The organism is Streptomyces indicus, assembly GCF_900100315.1.
In the GTDB taxonomy this organism is placed as follows: Bacteria; Actinomycetota; Actinomycetes; order Streptomycetales; family Streptomycetaceae; genus Streptomyces; species Streptomyces indicus.
This window is the reverse complement of sequence record NZ_FNFF01000001.1, coordinates 469117-488217: the sequence shown is the minus strand read 5'-3', so window position 1 is coordinate 488217 and position 19101 is coordinate 469117. Positions and strand designations below refer to the sequence as shown.

Annotated in this window: 19 protein-coding genes; 9 read left to right on the top strand and 10 right to left on the bottom strand. The window is 73.3% G+C overall.

What is annotated here, in order from left to right; all coding sequences use genetic code 11:
* Positions 1-32: 32 nt before the first annotated feature.
* The 4 genes from BLT97_RS02205 to BLT97_RS02190 all read right to left on the bottom strand — a co-directional run bounded on the left by BLT97_RS02205 (position 33) and on the right by BLT97_RS02190 (position 4754).
* Complete coding sequence (locus BLT97_RS02205) at positions 33-1583, bottom strand: FAD-dependent oxidoreductase (protein WP_093606912.1); 1551 nt, start codon at positions 1581-1583, stop codon at positions 33-35.
* Complete coding sequence (locus BLT97_RS02200) at positions 1580-2314, bottom strand: class I SAM-dependent methyltransferase (protein ID WP_093606911.1); 735 nt, start codon at positions 2312-2314, stop codon at positions 1580-1582. The genes BLT97_RS02205 and BLT97_RS02200 overlap by 4 nt, the downstream gene beginning before the upstream one ends.
* Entirely contained in the window at positions 2311-3543 is a 1233-nt protein-coding gene (locus BLT97_RS02195; RefSeq protein ID WP_093606910.1) for a lycopene cyclase family protein, read from the bottom strand. Before BLT97_RS02195 ends, BLT97_RS02200 begins: the two co-directional genes overlap by 4 nt.
* Before the next feature lie 179 nt (positions 3544-3722).
* Positions 3723-4754: a MerR family transcriptional regulator gene (locus BLT97_RS02190; protein ID WP_245769094.1), complete on the bottom strand. Its 1032-nt coding sequence runs from the start codon at positions 4752-4754 to the stop codon at positions 3723-3725.
* A 94-nt stretch (positions 4755-4848) separates the two neighbouring features.
* Here BLT97_RS02190 and BLT97_RS02185 point away from each other — a divergent pair, with 94 nt between their 5' ends.
* Positions 4849-5517, top strand: a complete 669-nt coding sequence (locus BLT97_RS02185) for an RNA polymerase sigma factor (RefSeq protein ID WP_093606908.1) — start codon at positions 4849-4851, stop codon at positions 5515-5517.
* Positions 5518-5588: 71 nt separating this feature from the next.
* Here BLT97_RS02185 and BLT97_RS02180 read toward each other — a convergent pair whose 3' ends face one another.
* The gene (locus BLT97_RS02180; RefSeq protein ID WP_093606907.1) at positions 5589-6920 is read right to left on the bottom strand and encodes an aspartate aminotransferase family protein; all 1332 of its coding nucleotides are present in this window, start codon (positions 6918-6920) and stop codon (positions 5589-5591) included.
* An 89-nt stretch (positions 6921-7009) separates the two neighbouring features.
* Here BLT97_RS02180 and BLT97_RS02175 point away from each other — a divergent pair, with 89 nt between their 5' ends.
* Entirely contained in the window at positions 7010-7906 is an 897-nt protein-coding gene (locus tag BLT97_RS02175) for a LysR family transcriptional regulator (RefSeq protein ID WP_218137275.1), read from the top strand.
* Between the two features lie 157 nt (positions 7907-8063).
* The gene (locus BLT97_RS02170; protein ID WP_093606905.1) at positions 8064-8825 is read left to right on the top strand and encodes a DUF899 domain-containing protein; all 762 of its coding nucleotides are present in this window, start codon (positions 8064-8066) and stop codon (positions 8823-8825) included.
* A 67-nt stretch (positions 8826-8892) separates the two neighbouring features.
* Here the strand turns inward: BLT97_RS02170 and BLT97_RS02165 are convergent, their stop codons facing one another.
* A complete protein-coding gene (locus tag BLT97_RS02165) occupies positions 8893-9264 on the bottom strand; it encodes a VOC family protein (RefSeq protein ID WP_093607710.1) in 372 nt (123 codons plus the stop codon).
* Positions 9265-9463: 199 nt separating this feature from the next.
* Here BLT97_RS02165 and BLT97_RS02160 point away from each other — a divergent pair, with 199 nt between their 5' ends.
* Together BLT97_RS02160 and BLT97_RS02155 are read left to right on the top strand one after the other, a co-directional pair.
* Positions 9464-9721 (top strand): WhiB family transcriptional regulator, encoded by a 258-nt coding sequence (locus tag BLT97_RS02160; protein ID WP_093607709.1) that lies wholly within the window; start codon positions 9464-9466, stop codon positions 9719-9721.
* Positions 9722-9847: 126 nt separating this feature from the next.
* Positions 9848-10066 carry a hypothetical protein gene (locus tag BLT97_RS02155; protein ID WP_143041300.1) on the top strand — a complete coding sequence of 73 codons (219 nt, stop codon included), beginning with the start codon at positions 9848-9850 and terminating at the stop codon, positions 10064-10066.
* A 37-nt stretch (positions 10067-10103) separates the two neighbouring features.
* Here the strand turns inward: BLT97_RS02155 and BLT97_RS02150 are convergent, their stop codons facing one another.
* Positions 10104-12455, bottom strand: coding sequence for a glycoside hydrolase family 65 protein (locus BLT97_RS02150; protein ID WP_093606903.1), 2352 nt, complete (start codon positions 12453-12455; stop codon positions 10104-10106).
* 141 nt (positions 12456-12596) lie between these two features.
* Positions 12597-13487 (bottom strand): RNA polymerase sigma-70 factor, encoded by an 891-nt coding sequence (locus BLT97_RS02145; protein ID WP_093607708.1) that lies wholly within the window; start codon positions 13485-13487, stop codon positions 12597-12599.
* A 214-nt stretch (positions 13488-13701) separates the two neighbouring features.
* Between BLT97_RS02145 and BLT97_RS02140 the strand changes: the two genes are divergently transcribed.
* The 4 genes from BLT97_RS02140 to BLT97_RS02125 all read left to right on the top strand — a co-directional run bounded on the left by BLT97_RS02140 (position 13702) and on the right by BLT97_RS02125 (position 16565).
* Positions 13702-14181, top strand: coding sequence for a Dps family protein (locus BLT97_RS02140; RefSeq protein ID WP_093606902.1), 480 nt, complete (start codon positions 13702-13704; stop codon positions 14179-14181).
* A 105-nt stretch (positions 14182-14286) separates the two neighbouring features.
* Positions 14287-14652 (top strand): DUF6479 family protein, encoded by a 366-nt coding sequence (locus BLT97_RS02135; protein WP_093606901.1) that lies wholly within the window; start codon positions 14287-14289, stop codon positions 14650-14652.
* A 6-nt stretch (positions 14653-14658) separates the two neighbouring features.
* On the top strand, positions 14659-15324 hold the full coding sequence (locus BLT97_RS02130; RefSeq protein ID WP_093606900.1) for an HhH-GDP family DNA glycosylase: 666 nt from the start codon (positions 14659-14661) through the stop codon (positions 15322-15324).
* Between the two features lie 218 nt (positions 15325-15542).
* Positions 15543-16565: an SDR family oxidoreductase gene (locus BLT97_RS02125; protein WP_425442631.1), complete on the top strand. Its 1023-nt coding sequence runs from the start codon at positions 15543-15545 to the stop codon at positions 16563-16565.
* A 33-nt stretch (positions 16566-16598) separates the two neighbouring features.
* Here BLT97_RS02125 and BLT97_RS02120 read toward each other — a convergent pair whose 3' ends face one another.
* Together BLT97_RS02120 and BLT97_RS02115 are read right to left on the bottom strand one after the other, a co-directional pair.
* A complete protein-coding gene (locus tag BLT97_RS02120) occupies positions 16599-17561 on the bottom strand; it encodes an LLM class F420-dependent oxidoreductase (RefSeq protein WP_093606899.1) in 963 nt (320 codons plus the stop codon).
* A gap of 148 nt (positions 17562-17709) precedes the next feature.
* Positions 17710-18819: a baeRF2 domain-containing protein gene (locus BLT97_RS02115; RefSeq protein WP_093606898.1), complete on the bottom strand. Its 1110-nt coding sequence runs from the start codon at positions 18817-18819 to the stop codon at positions 17710-17712.
* Positions 18820-19101 lie beyond the last annotated feature (282 nt).

Sequence of the window (19101 nt, the reverse complement as noted above, 5' to 3'; positions counted from 1 at the left end):
GGCGAACTACCCTGACGGGAGCCGGAGTTCGGTCAGCCCCGGCCGAGGGAGGCGAGCGTGCGCAGCACCCGGGACCGCCCCGAGCGCGGCACCGTCCACAGCACCTGACCGCGCACACCCCGGTCGGCGAGCAGCGCGTTCGCGGCGAGGAAGCCCGTGGTGGCCGCCCGCTCCATCAGTGCCACCGGAAGATCGCAGCGCACCGCGTCACCGGCGAGCGTCAGCCAGGGGTACGGGCCTCGCACCGCGGGGCGCCGGTGGTACGAACCGACCGGGAACATCGGGCAGTCGGCCCGCCACTCGTGCCGGGCGTCCACCACGCGCGCGTCGCGGGTCTCCGGCCAGATCTCGTGCAGCCGGTCGACCAGACGCTCCTGCACCCGCTTGCGCTCGGGTGCCTCGCCCACGGCGTACGCGTGCAGCTCCACCACCGACCCGCCGGTCCGCGCGGCCCACCGGGCGGCCTCGCCCTCGTACCGGTCGAGGACGCTGATGTTGTCCAGGCCGTCGTAGCCGCTCGTCCCGAGGAACCCCGGGCGGTCGGCGCGCACGGGACGGTCGAGCCAGAGCCGCGAGACGAGAAAGGCCGGGGCGGTCCGCAGGGCGGCGATGTCCGCGCGCCACGTGGGGGTGCCGAGTCCGGGGGAGGCGGCGACGAGGGTGCGCAGACCCGCGGGATCGGTGGCGAGCACCAGCGCGTCGTACCGGTCCGTTCCGGCGTCCGTCAGGATCTCGGCCCCGTCGTCCAGCGGCCGCACGCCGTGCACGGGCGTGTCCGGGCGGATCTCCGCGCCGAGCCGCTGCACGTAGTCGCCCAGCGGGTCCCAAAGTGCTTGCGGGAAGGGCTCGTTCGGCACGTCGAACAGCAGACCCTCGGCCGAACCGAGGAAGTAGATGTGGAACATCAGCAGGAGCTCCGCCGCCGACAGCTCGGCCGGGTCGGCGAAGAAGCTGCGCGAGAACACCTCGAACGCGAGGTGCTGAGCCGCCTCGGGGAAACGCACGGACTCGAGGAAACGCGTCGCGCTCATCGCGTCGAAGCGCTCGTACGTCTCCGGCACGCGCACATCGAGCAGCGGCAGCGCCGCACGGGCGTCCATGGCCGCGAGGTCGCGCAGGCCGAAGGTGGGACTGAGCGCGACGAAGCCGAGCGCGCTCAGCGGCGGGGTGCGCGGGACCCGGGCGAAGCTGTCGGTGAGGCCGCCGCTGTGCCGCAGCGGGTAGTCGGGCAGCGGAGTCAGCCGCGCGAGGCCGGGGTCGGTGCGCCGCAGCAGGCCGCGGAGGTTGTAGTACTGCCGGAAGAAGGCGTGGAAACCCCGGCTCATGGTCACCTCGGACCCGTCGGCCAGGGTGGTCCGCCAGCCGGCGAGACGCCCGCCGAGCGACGCGCCGCTCTCGTACAGCGTCACGCGCGCGCCGCGCTCCACGAGCAGCGTGGCGGCGGCGAGTCCGGCGATTCCGCCGCCGATCACGGCGACCCTCGGTCCGGCACCGGCGGCGAAGCGCTCGACGCCCGGGGCGGGCCTGACCACTTCGGCCCTGCGGTCGCGTCCGCGGCGTGCGGGGTGCGGAGTCCGGGTCATCGTGCGACCTCCGGCGAAGCGGCGCCGGTGGATCCGTTGCGGGCGAGGAAGGTGTGCACGATGCCGGTCTGCCAGCCGGCGACCGGCGCGATCCGTACGCCGCTGAACCCGGCCCGTTCGATCCGGTCGGCGAAGGCCGGTGCCTGGTCGAACGCGAGGACGCTGCGCCACAGATGGTGGTAGAGCGCCCGGTCGCCGCCGAGCGTCCCGGCCGGGACGACGAAGCCGCGGCAGACGGCGGTCCACACCGCCCGGTGCCGGGCGGCACCGCTGAGGCTGTACTCGTGCACCGCAAGCCGACCGCCGGGCCGCAGCAGGCCCTTCACCGCGGCCAGGACCTTGTCCGGATCGGTGACGTTGCGGAACAGGTACGCGGCGAACACCGCGTCGAAGGGCCCGTGGTGCGCGGCGACCTCCTCGGCGGGCAGGTGCAGGAAGCTCACCCGGTCCGGCCAGGCCTTGGCCCGGGCACGCGCCAGCATGCCTGCCGACGCGTCGACCGCGGTGATCCGCGCCCGCGGCGCCGCCCGCAGCAGCGCGCGCGTGGACGAACCGGTGCCGCACCCCAGATCCAGCAGATGCAGACCCGCGCCCTCGTCGGGCAGCCGCAACCGGCGTGCCGAGCGCAGCAGATCGGTCCGGTAGCCGGGGTTGAGCCGGGTCAGGAGGTCGTACGTGCGGGAGGCGTTGTCGAAGGCGTGGGCCAGTTCGCCGTCACGCAGCAGTGTCATCGCTTGCTCTCTTCTCGAGGGGCCGCCTGTACGCGGGGGTCGTTCGACCGCCGCCGCAGGAAGGGGAGTTCGAAGGCGGTGCGCAGCATCGGGCCGACGGGACAGCGCAGCCCGACGGCCCACTCCTCGCGCAGCCGCGTCTCACCGTCGAGGAAGCGGAGCAGCTGGTCGGCGGGCGTCCGCCGGAACAGGCGGGTGAAGAACTCCGGCCCGTCCAGCCGTCCCGTGTCCAGGGCGCGGAGCAGGACGGCGTCCATGGCCAGGGCACGCCGGCCGTGCGGCTCCGGAACGTCGAGGTGCCCCGCGCGCAGCCCGGCGGCGATGGCGCGGCTCTGCCGCTGCACGGCGGAGAACGTGTAGCCCGTGGACGGGCGGGTGGCGCCGCCCGCCGTACCGATGCGGAACACCGACGGGCCGACCCGGCGGGGGAAGCGCGCGTCCGTCATGGGGATCACGCCCTGCTCCGCCGACTCCACGGTGAAGGCACCCAGGCCCAGGACGTCCCGGGCGTAGCGGTGCAGCGCGCTGTCGTACGCCGTCGTGCTCAGCGGCGTACGGGAGAACTCCGTGTACTCCACCAGCGCCCGGTCGGGCGACAGAGGAAGCACATAGCCGAAGGCCAGCCCGTGGGCGGGCTGGAGAACGCGGAAGTCCATCAGATCCGCGACCGCCGGATCGAAACGGTCGCCGGCCGTCCGTACGAACCAGCCGCGGAAGTGCTGGAGCAGGGTGGTCCGGGCCGGCGGCAGGGAGCGCAGCGGCCGCGAGTCGAAGACGTAGCGGGCGCGCAGGGTCAGGGACCGGCCCTCGGCCGTGGTGGCCCGCACCTCCGCGCCGTCGGCCACATTGCGCACGATGTCCGCCGTCGCCCGCACGAGCCGTGCCCGGGGCGCGGTCGCCAGGCGCTCGTGCACGAGGCGTTCGAACGCCGCCGAGCGCACCATGCGGTAACGCGCCGGAGCCGGGTCGACGGTCACCGCGCCGCCGTCCCGGCCGTGGATGCGCAGCTTCGGCCAGCTCGCACCGACCACCCCGGCCAGATCGTCGGGGTCCGCCGACCAGTAGCACCAGGTCCGCTCGGCCGGACGCAGCGGGCCGTCCGGTGCCTCGACCAGCGTCACTGCGACGGAGGTGTCGGACAACAGCCGGTGGGCGAGGGTCAGACCGGCGGCACCGCCTCCCACGACGAGGACGTCCGGCGGCCCGTCGGAGCGGGGTGGGGGCGTCACCGGCCGCTGCCCCGGCCGAGGGTGGCGAACGGTGGATTCCCGGTCTGGACAAGCGAGTTCACGTGGCACTCCGGATCACGGACGGGTCTCGGCTGCGAGGTTCTGTGCGAACTCTTCCGTCTGGGAGCACCGGTCGGATGCGCCGGGCAAGGGCCTGCCGCCGCGGAGCGCCTACGCCCTCAGCTCCCGCAGGCGGCCCGTACCGCGTCCACCGCGCCCTGCAAGGTGTGCAGGCGCGGGAAATCCCGGACCGTCGCGGGCCAGCCGGGTCCGCCGAGCAGCACCTGCGGGTGTCTGCGCGCACCGCGCAACCCCCAGTCGATGGTGCGCACATGGGCCGCGAGCGGCAGGTTCGCCGTCGAGCGGACCTGCGACCAGAGCACCACCGCGGCCGGACCGATCCGCCGTACCGCGTCCTCGAGCGCCGGTGCCGGGAGCGCCCCGCCGAACATCCGCACCGCGACGCCCTGTTCGCCGAGCGCTGCGGCCAGGGCCTCCAGCGCCAGTGTGTGCTGCTCTCCCGGGACGCACGCGAGGACCGCCGCCGCCGACCCCGAGCGCTCCGGGGACAGCGGTGCGCCGCGCAGGGCGGACGAGACATGCCAGGACAGCAGGTGCTCGATCTCCACATGCCGGTCGCCCGCGTCCTCCCAGCGGCGTCCCACGGCCTGGAGACACGGCATGATCACCTCCTGCCACGCCTCCACGGGCCCGTACGTGCTCACCACTCCGTCCAGCTGCTGCTGCACCGAAGCGGCGTCGAGTCGGGTGGCCGCGCTGGCGATGCCGCGCGATTCGGCGCGGGCGTTGCGGCCCAGGGGGAGGGCACCGGCCGGGGTGCGGCGAGGGTCCGCCGGCGCGGAGGACGTCGCCTCCTCGTCCGTGTCCGACTGTCGCTCGCCCTCCGTGCCGGGCCGCGGCTCGCCGCCCGCCGTGGCCCGGGCGGAACGGGCCGCCTCCGCCGGAGGCACGCCGAGCGCGGTCAACCGGCACATCTCTTCCAGGACCGCGATGTCCTGTGGCGCCCACCGGCGGTGCCTGCCCGCGTCGTGCCCGGACGGGCCGATGCCGTAGCGGCGGTCCCAGGAGCGGAGCGTGGTGGGCTGGATGCCGAGGCGGCGGGCGACGTCGCCGGTGGTCAGGCCCACGTCGGCGGAGACCGGCGCCCGGGGTGCGGGTGCGGTGTGCGCTGGGTCGGAGTCGGTGCTCACCCACTCAGTATAGAGCGCACAAACGATGCAAGTTGTAGCGGTGCGCGTTACGGGACACGGTTGCGTCACCTGCCACCGTTCCTTGGAGACCGACATGAGGCTCGCAGCGCACGCCGTACGGACCTCGCAGCCCACACGGGACTCTGGGCCCGCCGGGGAGACGTCGCCACAGCGCGACGGTGCCGTCCCGCACCAGGCGCCGACCGAACTGACGTATGCGGAACAACGCGTGGCCGAAGGGCTGCTGCGCGGCGAGGAGTGGGCGCTCGCGGCGGCCTACGAACGCCACGGAGCGCTTGTCTTCACCCTCGCCAATCGTTCGCTGGGGGACCGCGCCGAGGCAGAGGACGTCACCCAGCAGGTGTTCCTCGCCGCATGGCGGGGACGCGGCGGCTACCGGCCGGAGCGCGGACCGCTCGCCGCATGGCTGACCGGCATCACCCGCCGGAAAATCGCGGACGCCCTGGAGGCGCGGAGCCGCCGCGCCCGGCTCCTGGCCGCTGTCGACGCCGCGGCGGAGGCTCCGCGTGCCGCGCCCGCCGGCACGGACCCGCGCGCGGCCGTCGACCGGGTGCTCGTCGCGGACGAGCTGCGCCGGCTGCCCACGGCACAGCAACTGGTCCTACAGCTCGCCTTCTTCAAGGACCTGACGCAACAGCAGATCGCGGACCGCACCGGACTGCCGCTCGGCACCGTCAAGTCGCACACCCGGCGCGGGCTGCACAACCTCCGGCGCAGGCTCAGCCTTGCCGACCTGACGTGATCTGCCTGACCTGGCCACAGTCGGCGGCGTACTGCCGATGGTCATTGGCCCCCCTCGGCCGCCGGGGTGCGCTAGACCGCCCCCGCCGCCTCTCCGAGCGCGGTGTCCAGGATCGACAGGCCGAGGGCCAGCTCTTCCTCGGTCGCCGTGAGCGGGGGTGCGATGCGGAACACGCCGCCCATGCCCGGGAGTTGGACGATGTTCATGTGCAGGCCGAGTTCGAGGCAGCGCCGGGTGACGCGGGCGCCCAGTTCGTCCGAGCTCTCCTTGGTCGTGCGGTCGGCGACGAGTTCCAGGCCGGCCAGCAGACCGCGGCCGCGGATGTCACCCACCACCTCATGGCGGACGGCCAGCTCGTCCAGGCCCTTGCGCAGGAACGCGCCCAGTTCCAGGGCGCGTTCGTCTAGGCGTTCCTCGGCGAGCACGTCCAGCACGGTGTTGCCGACCGCGGCGACCAGCGGGTCCGAGACGTGCGTGGTGAAGAAGAGGAAACCGCGTTCGTACGCCTCCTGCTCGATCTCCGTGCTGGTGAGCACGGCCGCGAGCGGCAGGCCCGCGCCGAGGGTCTTGGAGAGCGTGAGGATGTCGGGGACGACCCCGTCGCGCTCGAAGGCGTACCAGGTGCCGGTGCGGCACAGTCCGGTCTGGGCCTCGTCGAGGATCAGCAGCATCCCGCGCTCACGGCACTTGTCACGGAGCGCCGCGAAGTAGCCGGGCGGCGGCTCGATGATGCCGCCCGAGCTGAGGATCGGTTCGACGAGGCAGGCGGCCAGGCTGCCGGTGGACTGCGCGTCGATCATCCCGAACGCGAAGTCCAGCTGGCGGCGCCAGTCGAGCTCGCCCTCGGGTGTGGTGAAGTCGGGCCGGTACGCGTTCGGCACGGGGATCGCGAAGTTGCCCGGCGCGGAGGGACCGTAGCCTTTACGGCCCGCGCTGTACGTGGCCGAGGCGGCGGCCTGTGTCATGCCGTGCCAGGAGCGGGCGAAGGACACGATCTCGTGCTTGCCCGTGACCAGTTTGGCCATCCGGATCGCGGCCTCGTTGGACTCGGCGCCCGTGGTCAGGAGCAGCGCCTTCTCCAGCGGGGCCGGCAGGGTCGCGGCCAGGCGCCGGGCCAGGTCCACGACCGGGCGGCTGATCATGCCGCTGTAGAGGTGGTCGAGGGTGGCCACCTGCCGCCGGACCGTCTCGACGATCGCGGGGTGCGAGTGCCCGAGGATCGCGCTCATCTGGCCCGAGGTGAAGTCGAGGATCCGCCGACCGTCGGCGGTGTACACGAAGCTGCCGGCGGCGCGCTCGATGATCTCGCGGGTGAAACCGCCGCCGTAGCGCACGAGATGACGGTCCGCGTCGGCCCAGAACGCGGACGCGGAGGCGGGGGAAGGGGTGGGAGTCGCAGCCATGAACCGACCGTAGGGCGGCGGCGAGCGCCGCGTCCATCACACAATTCCGCCTGTGCTGTTCGGGAAAACCGCACAACAATGGTGGGGTGATGAACCCCTGGAGGCTGCGGCTGCTCAGCCAGCTGGACACCCTCGGCACGGTCCGCGCGGTGGCCCAGGCCGCCAACCTCAGCCCGTCGAGCGTGTCCCAGCAGCTCGCCCAGCTGGAGACCGAGACCGGCACCGCGCTCCTGGAGCGCACAGGGCGACGCGTGCGGCTCACCTCCGCCGGGCTGATCCTGGCGCGGCGGGCCCGGGCGATCCTCGACCACATGGACAGCGTCGAGGCGGAACTGCGCGGGTTCGGCGAGGAGCCCTCGGGCCTCGTGCGGCTCGGTGCGTTCCAGAGCGCGGTGCACACGATGGCGGTGCCGGCGATACGGCGGCTCGCAGCGGCGTATCCCCATCTCGACGTCCAGATCCTGGAGTTGGAGCCGCACGCGAGCGTGCCCGCCCTGCGCGTGGGGGACGCGGACCTCGTCATCACCACCACGGACTTCGACGACCTGCCCCTCGGCCCCGACCTCGACTTCGTCCCGCTGGACACCGACCCGGTGCTGCTCGTGCTGCCGCCGGACCACCCCGCCGCCGGTCGCGGCCCGGTGGACCTCGCCGCCTTCGCGGACGAGCCGTGGGCCTTCGACATCCCGCAGTCGTACATGGCGAACCTGGCGCTGCGGCTATGCCGGCAGGCTCGGTTCGAGCCTCGGATCGTGGGCCGGTTCAGCAACTACATGCTGACGCTCCAGCATGTCGAGGCCGGCCTCGCGGTGGCTCTGCTCCCGGGCCTCGCGGTGAACGCCGGGCGCTACCGCGTCGCCACGCGTGAGCTGGCGACGCCCGTGACCCGCACCATCACGGCGGCGATCCGCCGTGGCGCGCCACCCCGGGCGGCCGTGCGCGCGGTCCTCGACGCCCTGCGACCCGCCGGCGGGGCGCCCGAGTAGTCGCCGAAGGAGGCCCGGCCGATGAGTTTCCCCCGCCGCCCGAGTCTGCCGTCGTGAGGGCCGGCTCCGTCGTACGGCGCCGACCGCATCCCGTGACGGCCGGCACCGTCGTACGGCGCCGACCGCATCCGCACCGCGACGAGACCACGGAGCACCCATGACGAACGAACTGCCCGGCCGCCCGCCCGTCGTCGACCTGGCCACCTGGCAGGCCGCCCGCGACGAACTCCTCGTCCGCGAAAAGGCGCACACCCGCGCGGGTGACGCCATCGCGGCCGCGCGCCGCCGGCTGCCCATGGTGGAGTTCGACGGCACCGTCGAGGTCACCGGGCCCGACGGACCCGTGCCGTTCCTCGACCTGTTCCAGGGACGCGACGAACTCGTGGTCTACCGGCACATGTGGTACGACGGCGCACCCCACCAGGGCCAGTGCGAAGGCTGCACCACCACGGCCTGGCACCTCAGGGACGCCGTGTACCTCAACGCCCGCGGCGTCTCCTTCGCCGTCGTGACCACCGGAGCGTGGGAAGAGGTCGCCGCGTACGTCGAGTTCATGGGGTACACCCAGCCCTGGTACTCGGTCCGCGGGGTCGAGGGACCGGCCGGCGGGGAGATGGGGTACCTCACCAGCTATCTGCGCGAGGGCGGGCGCACGTTCCTGACGTACTCCACGACCGGGCGCGGCAACGAGCGGGTCAACCCCGCCCTCGGCCTGCTCGACATGACGCCCTACGGCCGCGGCGAGGCGTGGGAGGACAAGCCCGCGACCTGGCCGAAGGGGCACGACGCCTGCTGGACCTGGCGCACCGACGCCGAGGGCAACCCCACCTGGGGCCCGACCAGCCGGCCGCTGCCGCAGTGGACCCGCCCCGGCGCGACCCCGGTGGAGACGCTCGGCAGGGCGGGTCACTGCCACTGAGGCCGGCCAGCCGCGGGGCGCGGCACCGGACGGCGGACGGCTCCGGTCAGGCGGCGGACGGCTCCGGTCAGGCGCTGCACAGGCAGAACGGGTGGCCCGCCGGGTCCGCGTAGACCCGGAAGCCGCGCTTGCCGTCCTCGTCGTTCAGGTCGAGCGGCATGGCGCCGAGCGACAGGGCCTGCGCCTCGGCGTCGGCCATGTCGGTGACGGTCAGGTCGAGGTGCATCTGCTGGGAGTTGTCCTCGGCCTGCGGCCACTGCGGCGGGCGGTAGCCCGGTGCGCGCTGGAACGCGATGCGGTGCCCGCCCGGTACGTACAGGTCGTACCAGTCGTCGTTGTCGTGCTTGATCTCGCCGCCCATCAGCGCGGCGTAGAAGCCGGCCAGGGCGGCGGGGTCGGGGCAGTCGACGGCGGTGAGGCAGTACTGGGCGACAGGCATGATGTCCTCCTGGGCGAGGTGTCCGGGCCCGGTGGCCGGACCCGGAGGTGGGTGCAGATGCGGGTGCCCGTACAGCACCACCTGATGCATCCGCGAGGTCGCGATGCGCACCACCCGGGCGCCCCGATTTCCCCTCCCGGCTCTTCACCTCCGGCACGCGGGGTACCCGCGGCGGTCCGGATCCGTTGAGGGGATGGACATGGAGTGGATGGAGCAGGCCGCATGCGTGGGGGAGGACCCGGAACTCTTCTTCCCCGTGGGCACCACCGGCCCGAGCGTGCGCGAGACGCAGGCGGCCAAAGAGGTGTGCCGACGCTGCCCCGTGACCGAGACGTGCCTGGACTGGGCCCTGCGCATGGGCCAGACGACCGGTGTGTGGGGCGGCACGTCGGAGGCCGAACGGGCGCCGATGCTGCGGGCGCTGCGCCGCAGGCGGGTGGGGGCACGGTCCCGCTGAACGCCGGACAGCCGCCGTTTCACCCGGCCGGGCGCGGGGACTCGTGCCGGTGATCGGCCGGTGACGGCCGGGAGACCGAGAAGAGGCGTCATCGCGATGAAGTGCACGCTGGAGCGTGTCGACGGTGTGAGCACCACGGCAAGGACCCTCAACGGGCCGCGTACGAAGGGCAGTTCGCCGCGCGTCGGCACGGCGGCCGGGCCGCGCGGTACGGGTACGCCGTACCGGCACGGCGACGGCCTCATCACCGCCGCCCGTCCGGCCCAGGACCCGTTCGGCTTCGGCCCGCACATCGACGAGGACGCGGCGGACCCGGAGGCCCACATCGTCCGCAGCGTGAACTGACGTGAGCTGACCGCCGCCGGGCCCTGCTTGGTGCCGTTCACTGCTCGGCGAACGGCACCGGCTCCCTGCCCTTCGGCTGACGCGGTGCCCGCAGGGACGGGACCTCCGGCAGCGCCCGGGTCTCGGAGGAGTCCGGCGTCAGCTTCACCTTCTCGCCGTGGTGCCGCACGACCACCGGATCACCGCTCAGCAGCGTGTACGTGGCCTCGTCCGGCGTGATGCACACGGCGATGCTGCGGCCGAAGGCCGTGACACGGAACGAGAGCCGGAACAGGTGCCCCGGCAGCCGCGGCGCGAACGACAGCGTGCCGCCCTGGCGGCGCAGCCCGCCGAACCCCGCGACCAGCGCGATCCAGCTCCCGGCCAGCGAGGCCAGATGCAGACCGTTGCGGGTGTCGTCCTTGAGATCGCGCAGATCGATCAGCGAGGTCTCCCCCAAGTAGTTGTACGCCAGGTCGAGATGGCCCGTGCGCGCCGCGACCACGGCCTGGCAGGCGGCCGACAGCGAGGAGTCCCGCACCGTCAGCTCCTCGTAGTACGCGAAGGCCCGCTCGGTCTCCTCCTCGGTGAACGCCTCACCGCGCAGGAACAGCGCGAGCACCAGGTCCGCCTGCTTGATGACCTGGCTGCGGTACAGGGCGAAGTAGTGGAAGTGGTTCATCAGCGGGTACTGGCCGGGGCGCGTGGCGTCGAAGTCCCAGCGTGCCCGGCGCGTGAACCCGGCGGACTGCTCGTGGACGCCGAGTTCCTCGTTGTACGGGACGGCCATCGCGTCCGCGGCCCGGCGCCAGCAGCGCACTTGTCCCTCGTCCACCCCGAGTCTGCGGGCCTCCTCCGGGTGCCGGTCCACGGCCGCCGCCGCTTCGCGCAGATTCTCCTGCGCCATCAGGTTGGTGTAGAGGTTGTCGTCCATGAGGGCGCTGTACTCGTCCGGGCCCGTCACCCCGTCGATGTGGAAGACGCCGTGCTCGTCCTGGTGCCCCAGGGAGTGCCACAACCGGGCGCTCTGCACGAGGAGTTCGAGCCCCACCTCCCGCTCGAAGTCCGCGTCCCCGGTGCACGCCACGTAGCGCACCACGGCCGCGGCGATCGCGGCGTTGACATGGAAGGCGGCCGCGCCCGCCGGCCAGTAGCCCGAGCACTCACGGCCCGCGATCGTGCGCCAGGGGAACGCCGCGCCCGCCAGGCCGAGCTGCCCGGCCCGCTCCTGCGCGACGGGCAGGGTGCCGTGCCGCCACTTCAGGGCCTGCGCCACGGCTTCGGGCGCCGTGTACGTGAGGATCGGCAGGATGTACGCCTCGGTGTCCCAGAAGCAGTGGCCGTCGTATCCCGGACCGGTCAGCCCCTTGGCGGGGATGGGCTGCTCCTCGGCCCGAGCGCCCGCCTGGAGGACGTGGAACAGGGCGAACCGTACGGCCTGTTGCAGCCGTTGGTCGCCGCGCACCTCGACGTCGGCGTGCTCCCAGAACGCGTCGAGGCGCTCGCGCTGCTCGCGGGCCAGGCCGTCCCAGCCCGTGTGCCGGGCGGCGGCGAGGGCCGCGTCCACCTGGTCGCGCAGCGCGGGCAGCGAGCGGGTGCGCGACCAGCCGTACGCCACGGCCTTGTCCACGCGCAGCCGCTGCCCCGGCCGCAGCCTGCTGACCACCGTGAAGCGCGCCAGGTCGGTCTCGGACTCGGCGGAGCTCTGCCAGCCGTCCGGCCCGTCCACGTGGTGCTCGGCGGCCACCGCCACGCGCAGCCTGCTCTTGGCCGTGATGTGGATCAGGCCCAGGTTCGCGCCGTACGCATGATGCTCCTCGGGTTGCAGCGGCGACTCCAGGACGGTGGCGCTGCGCGGATCGCCGTCGCTGGGCGGCAGTTGCTCGTTGGTGACGAGCTCGGACTGCACCACCACGCGCGTGTCGTGCGAGACGGGCTCCACCTCGTAGCGGATCGCCGCCACGGAGCGCTGCGTGAAGGAGACCAGGCGTGTGGTGCGCACGCGGACGCGGCGGCCCGCCGGCGAGGTCCACTCGACCGTGCGGTGCAGCATCCCGGTGCGGAAGTCGAGGGTGCGCTCGTGGTGGTGGAGCGTGCCGTAGCGCAGATCGAACGGCTCGTCGTCGACGAGCAGGCGCATCACCTTGCCGTTCGTCACGTTGATCACGGCCTCGCCCACGTCCGGATAGCCGTAGGCCTCCTCCGCGTACGGCATGGGCCGCAGCTCGTACACCCCGTTGAGGTAGCTGCCGGGCAGGCCGTGCGGCTCGCCCTCGTCGAGGTTGCCGCGCCAGCCGATGTGGCCGTTGGAGAGCGCGAACAGCGACTCGCTCTGCGGCAGCACGTCCAAGTTCAGGGATTCCTCCCGGACTTGCCACGGCTCGGTGCTGAACGCCGGATGTTCGATCACGGGCGGCCCTCCGCTCCTGCGGGGGCCGCCCCTGTGGTGGTGGACGTCATGTCCGCCGGGTACCTCGCGCAGGGCGGATCAAGCCGCCGCCGTCCGCGATCACCGGCTGACCGGCTTCTTCCCGCCGTTGTGCGACAGCGGTCACCGGCTGACCGGCGTCTCCCTGCCGATGTGCGACAGCTTCTCGGGGTTGCGCACGTGGTAGAGGCCGGTGATCAGGCCGTCGTCGATCCGTACGGTCAGGACTCCGTCGATCTCGCCGCCGATCCGGACGATCAGCGCAGGCGACCCGTTGGCCTGCACCGGCTCCACCGATCCGACGCCCGCGAGGTTCGGCACCGCGAACTCCAGGAAGCGGCCCACCTCTTCGACCCCGACGAGCGGATTCAGCTGCGCCTGCTTGAGTCCGCCGCCGTCCGTCAGCATCACCACGTCCGGCGCCAGCTTGTCGAACAGGCCCTGCAGATCACCGGTCTCGACCGCGCGCCGGAACGCGTCGAGCGCGTCCTGCGCCGCGTCCGAGGTGACCTTCTCGCGCGGCCGGCGCGCCGCGACATGGCTGCGGGCGCGGTGCGCGATCTGGCGTACGGCGGCGGGGGACTTGTCGACCGCGGCCGCGATCTCGTCGTACCCGAGCGCGAAGACCTCGCGCAGCACGAACACCGCACGTTCCGTGGGGCCGAGCGTCTCCAGGACGAGCAGCATCGCCGTCGACACGCTCTCGGCGAGCTCGACGTTCTCCGCCACGTCGGGAGCGGTGAGCAGCGGCTCGGGCAGCCACGGGCCGACGTACTCCTCCTTGCGGCGCTTGAGCGAACGCAGCCGCATCAGGGCCTGCCGCGTCGTGATCCGCACCAGGTACGCCCGCGGCTCGCGCACCTCGTCCAGGTCCACGCCGGTCCACTTCAGCCAGGTCTCCTGGAGCACGTCCTCGGCGTCGGCCGCGGAGCCGAGCATCTCGTAGGCCACGGTGAACAGGAGGTTGCGGTGCGCGACGAAAGCGGTGGTGGCGCGGTCCGCGGACTGGTCCATGTACGACTCCTCGGTGGGATGCGGCTCGGGTTCGCGCGCGGGGTCCGGACGGCCCGCGCGCTCTGCTTCCTCCATGGGATGCCGCACGGCCCGGAAGTGTGACAACGCCCGGGCCGGGCCGCGGCTTCCCGCCACCGCCCGACGCGCCGCATACGCCGCACGCACCGGGGCACCCGGACCGACAGCACCCGACGTCGTCACAGGAGGCCTTTCGATGACTGCCGTGCACACGCAGGTCCCCGAGGCCGCGGTCAAGGCCACCGCAGAGGTCCTGCAAGGCGCCCTGGTCGATCTGCTCGACCTGTCGCTGATCGCCAAGCAGGCGCACTGGAACATCCTCGGCCCCAGGTTCCGCTCGATCCACCTCCAGCTCGACGAGGTGGTCGCCACGGCCCGCAGCTACGCGGACACGATCGCCGAACGCTCGGCGACCATCGGCGTACCGCCCGACGGCCGGGCCGCGACGCTCGCCCGCCAGACCCGCCTTGCGCAGCCGCCGGAGGGCTGGCTGAAGGACGACGCCGTGGTCGAGCTGCTCGTCGAGGCGCTCGCCGGGACCATACGGCGGATGCACGAGCGCATCCACACCACCGGCGAGACCGACCTGGTGAGCCAGGACGTGCTGCTCGGCCTGACCGCCCAGCTGGAGAAGCACCACTGGATGTTCCAGGCGGAGCAGCCCACGCCCAGGTGAGCCCCGGATCCGCACAGCCCGTGCGGCAGGGGTCCGCACAGCGTGACCGGGTCGGCAACGGGGTCTGACCCCCGCACCGACGGGTACTCGGGACGGATGAACGTCATGAGCAACGCAACGATCGAAGGGGCGGCCGCGCAGGGCGGAGCGATGGGCATCGCGATGGCCCTCGTGGGGCTCGCCATCGTGGGCATGCTGCTCGGCGCCTTCTGGTGGGGCCGCCGCAGGCAGGACCGTGCCCCGCGTCCGCCGACGCCTGATGAGCAGCCGAAGCTGCCCGGGGGCCGGCGTTCCCGCACGGTCCAGGAGATGCGCGAACCCGAGGAGGTGCCGCGCGACGGCGACCGGCTGACACCGCACCAGCTGCGGCACTCCCCGACCCGGAGCAGCTCCGAGACCGAGCGCCCCAAGTGGAGCCCCGGGAGCAGCGGTGCCTTCGGCAGCGGCGGTCCCGGCGGGAAGCAGGGCTGAGACCCCATGGACGGCGCGGCACGGAGGTCCCGCGAGCTCGCGCGGACCCTGCTCGGCGAGTACGGCCGTACCTACGCGCAGGACGCCGGGATCCGGCTGCGCAACACCCCGCAGCCGCTGTACCAACTCCTCGTGCTCTCCTGCCTGTTGAGCGCCCGGATCCGCAGCGCGACCGCCGTGGCCGCGGCCCGTGCGCTCTTCGGCGCGGGCCTGCGCGACGCCACGGGCATGGCGGAGTCCGGCTGGCAGGAGCGGGTCGACGCCCTCGGCCGCGGCGGCTACCGGCGCTACGACGAACGCACCGCCACCCAGCTGGGCGAGGGCGCGGAGCTGCTGCGCGAGGAGTACGGCTGGGATCTGCGCCGGCTGCGCGACACGTGCGCCGACGTGCCCGCTCTGCGCGCGGAGTTGCAGCGGGTGCCGGGCCTCGGGCCCGCGGGCGCCGACATCTTCGTACGGGAGGTGCAGGGCGTCTGGCCCGAGACCGCCCCGTACTTCGGACAGAAGGCGCTGGACGGCGCCGAACGCCTCGGACTGCCGCGCCAGGAACGGAAACTCGCGGCGCTGGTGGACGACACGGAACACGTCATGTTCGCGGCGGCCCTGGTCAGGGCGGCCCTCGACCGGCAGGTCGCCGCGGACGTCATGGAGCGGGAGCACGCGTCCAACTAACCGTTGCCCTGGAGGGTTTGAGGGCGGAGGGAGGGGATACCCGGCCGCTGGCTGAGTGGCCAAGGGACTGTGGTTGCGGCCGCGGGTGCCGCCTGGGACGGCGGCGCTCGTGACCGTAACCCGGTCCCTTCAGTGTGTGTGGGGTGCGGGGGCGCCGTGCGCCAACGGAGGGCCGTTCGGCGGGCACGGCGCCGCAGGACGAAGGAAGGGGACGGACGGTGAAAGGTCTGCACCGGCGCAGGACCGTGGTGGTGACGGGAGCGAGCGCCGGCGTGGGACGCGCCGCCGCCCGGGCCTTCGGCGCACGCGGTGACCGGGTCGCGCTGCTCGCGCGCGGCCGCACCGGGCTCACGGCCGTGGCCGATGAGGTGCGGTCGGCCGGCGGGAAGGCCCTCGTCGTCCCCGCGGACGTGTCCGACGCCAAAGCCGTCGAGGCCGCGGCCGAACAGATCGAGGCGGAGCTCGGACCGATCGACGTCTGGGTGAACAACGCCTTCGCGGGCATCTTCGCGCCGTTCCCGGAGATCACCCCCGACGAGTTCCGCCGCGTCACCGAAGTGACCTATCTGGGCTGCGTGTTCGGCACGCGCGCGGCCCTGCGCCGGATGCTGCCGCGCGACCACGGCACGATCGTGCAGGTCGGCTCGGCCCTCGCGTACCGCGGGATCCCGCTCCAGTCGGCGTACTGCGGGGCCAAGCACGCGATCCAGGGCTTCAACGAGTCGCTGCGCTGCGAACTCCTGCACCACGGAAGCCGCGTCCGCACCACGATGGTGCAGCTGCCCGCCGTCAACACCCCGCAGTTCGACTGGGTGATCAGCCGGCTCCCCGGCCGCTCGCGTCCCGTCGCGCCCGTCCACCAGCCCGAGACCGCCGCACGGGCCGTCGTGCACGCGGCCGCCCATCCGCGGCGCCGCGAGTACTGGACCGGCGGCTCGACCGCGGCCACGCTGCTCGTCAACGCCGTGGCGCCGGGCCTGCTCGACCGCTACCTCGCCCGCCACGTGTACACGCGCCAGTGGGACGAGCAGGGCACCGGCTACTCGTTCGGGAACCTGTGGTCGCCCGCGGACGGCACGGGCGGGCCCGACGCGGGCGCACACGGCCGCTTCGACGAGGAGGCGCGGAAGCGCAGCGCGCAGGCCTGGCTCTCGCGGCAGCGCAACCGGCTCGCCGTGGCGGCGGCGCTCGGGATGGTGGTGGCGGCCGGGCGGCGGCGGACGGGGACGGCCCGCCGCTGAAGCCGGTCGCCCCAGCCCGGCTCCGGAGCCGTCTCAGTTCGAACTCTGCAGCTGCGGAAGCACCTTCGTCCGGTAGAAGTCGAAGAATCCGCGCTGGTCCGGACCGATCTGGCCCACGTACACCCGGTCGAAGCCAGCCTCCGCGAAGGCGGAGAGCGCGCTGACATGCGCGTCCGTGTCGTCGCCGCACACCATCGCGTCCGCCACCTGCTCCTCGGTGACCAGCGGCTCCAACTGCTCGAAGTGCCGCGGGGAGGGCAGGATCTGGCCCATCTCACCGGGCAGCAACTGGTTGGACCAGAGCCTGCGCACGGTGCGTACGGCCTCGTCGCGGTCACTGCCGTAGCAGACCTTCAGACCGCCGCTGACGGGCTTCGACCCGCCGCCGCCCTTGCGGAACTGCTCGACGAGCGCCGGGTCGGGCGTCATCGTGATGTAGCCGTCGCCCACGCGCGAGGCGAGCGAGGTGGCCTTGGACCCGAACCCGGAGACGTCGATGGGCACGGGCTCGTCCGGCACCGTGTACAGCCGGGCGTTCTCCACGGTGTAGTGCTTGCCGTAGTGGTTGATCTCCTCGCCCGTGAACAGCTGGCGCATCACCTGGACCGCCTCTTCGAGCATGTCGAGCCGGACGTGCGCGGGCGGCCAGCGGGTGCCGAGGATGTGCTCGTTCAGCGCCTCGCCGGAGCCGACCCCGAGCCGGAACCGGCCGTGCGTCATCACCGCGCTCGTCGCCGCAGCCTGGGCGACCACGGCGGGGTGCATCCGCAGTGTCGGACAGGTCACCGCCGTGCCGACGGGCAGCGATACGGCCTCCGCGAGGGCACCGATCACCGACCAGACGAAGGGACTCTGGCCCTGCGCCGCGTTCCACGGATGGAAGTGATCGGAGATCCACAGGGACTCGAACCCCGCCTGCTCGGCCATGCGTGCCTGCTCGACGAGCTCGGCGGGCCCGAATTCCTCGGTTGCCAGGAAGTAGCCGTACTCGGCCATGTGCTCACCTCCGCGTGACTGCCCGCCGAGTACCGCCGGGCGGCGCAGGGAAACCTGCACCGGCGCCCGGGCCGGAGCCCGGGCACGCGGAGTCATGCCTGCTCACTTGGGGTGCCGGACCTGGCTCGGAGGTTCCGCCGCGGACCGCTCAGGCCCACCGCAGCAGCGCGCCGAGACCGCCCGCCGGTGCACCTTGCGGCGGCACCGCGAGCGCCTCGGCGCCGGTCGCCGCCGCCGAGCGAAGGAGCGCGTCGTCGGCGCGGGCCGGCTCGGGATGGCGCTCGCCCAGGTACGGCAGGTCCGAACGCCGCACCGCCAACTGGTCCGGGTCGGGGCCGACCCAGACGGTGCGGTGGAGGTCGGCGCCCTCCGGCTGCACCAGCAGTTCGGCGATCCGGTGCTCCCGTGCCGCCTCCACCAGGCCCGGCACGCCCTCCGCCGCCGTGCGCCGCTCCCCGTCCGCGTGGCGCGCGGCCTCGAACCGCTCCAAGTCCTCGGCCACCCGCCGGTGTTCGAACGCGGCCATCGTGCCGCGCACGTCCTCGTCGAGGAGCCGGGTGTCCGCACCGGCCGCGCGCCCGCCGTGCGGGCTCTCGACGGTCCGCGCGCCCACCTGCTGCGGCAACTGCTCGTACACGGCGCGCCGTTCACGCTCACCGCCGACGAGGATCACGACGTCCGCGCGCGTTTCCTGCTGATGGGCGGCGATGGCCTCGGCGGTCAGGGCGGCGTTCTGCTGCCAGGTGTTCTCGACCTTGTTCTGGAAGTGGCGCTCCGACCAGTCGCCGGTGGGGGTGCGGTGCAGGGGCCAGGCGTGACCGGTCACCCCGTCGGTGAAGCGCGCGCCGTCCGGGCCGCGCAGCTCGAAGTCGGCGCCCTTGCGGTCGATGTACGCGACGAGGCACACGAGTTCACCGCTGTTGAGCTCGACCAGCGGGGCGATGCGCGGCAGCGTGCCCCAGCACGCCTGGTCCCCGGGCGGCGCGGTCAGGAGCGGCGGATCGAGGACGACCTCCCCCTCGGTGGCGAAGAACGCGCGGCCGGGGAAGGAGCGGTCGTCCCCGAGCCCTTCCACGGCGCTCTGCACGGCGCGGCAGGTGGCCTCGTCCGCGCCCTGCGCCATCAGGGAGCGGACCGCGGCCTGTGCTTCGAGACGGCGGTCGTTCGCCGTGGACTCGGTGTGCCGCGAGGTGTCGGCGTACACGGAGGCCCAGGGGCCGGGGCGTGCGCACAGCGGGTTGAGAAAGGCGAGGTCCATGAGTGTCTCCAGGGGTTGTACGTCACCCCGGGGCCCAGCGGTGCTGTACGTCGCCCTCGGGGCTCCCGCCGGGTACCCAGCCGTCGGGGGGTGACACGATCGCGGCACCCCGTCCGTCTACAGGGTCCCGCGTCCCCGGCCGGCGCGGCCCCGTATCCGGCCCGGGCCCCGCTCCGCCCGCCTCTTCCGGTCAGCCGGCGCCTGCGAGCGGTACGCGTACGACTGCGCGCGAGCGATACACGTACGACCGGCGCGCGAGCGATACACGTACGACTGGCGCCC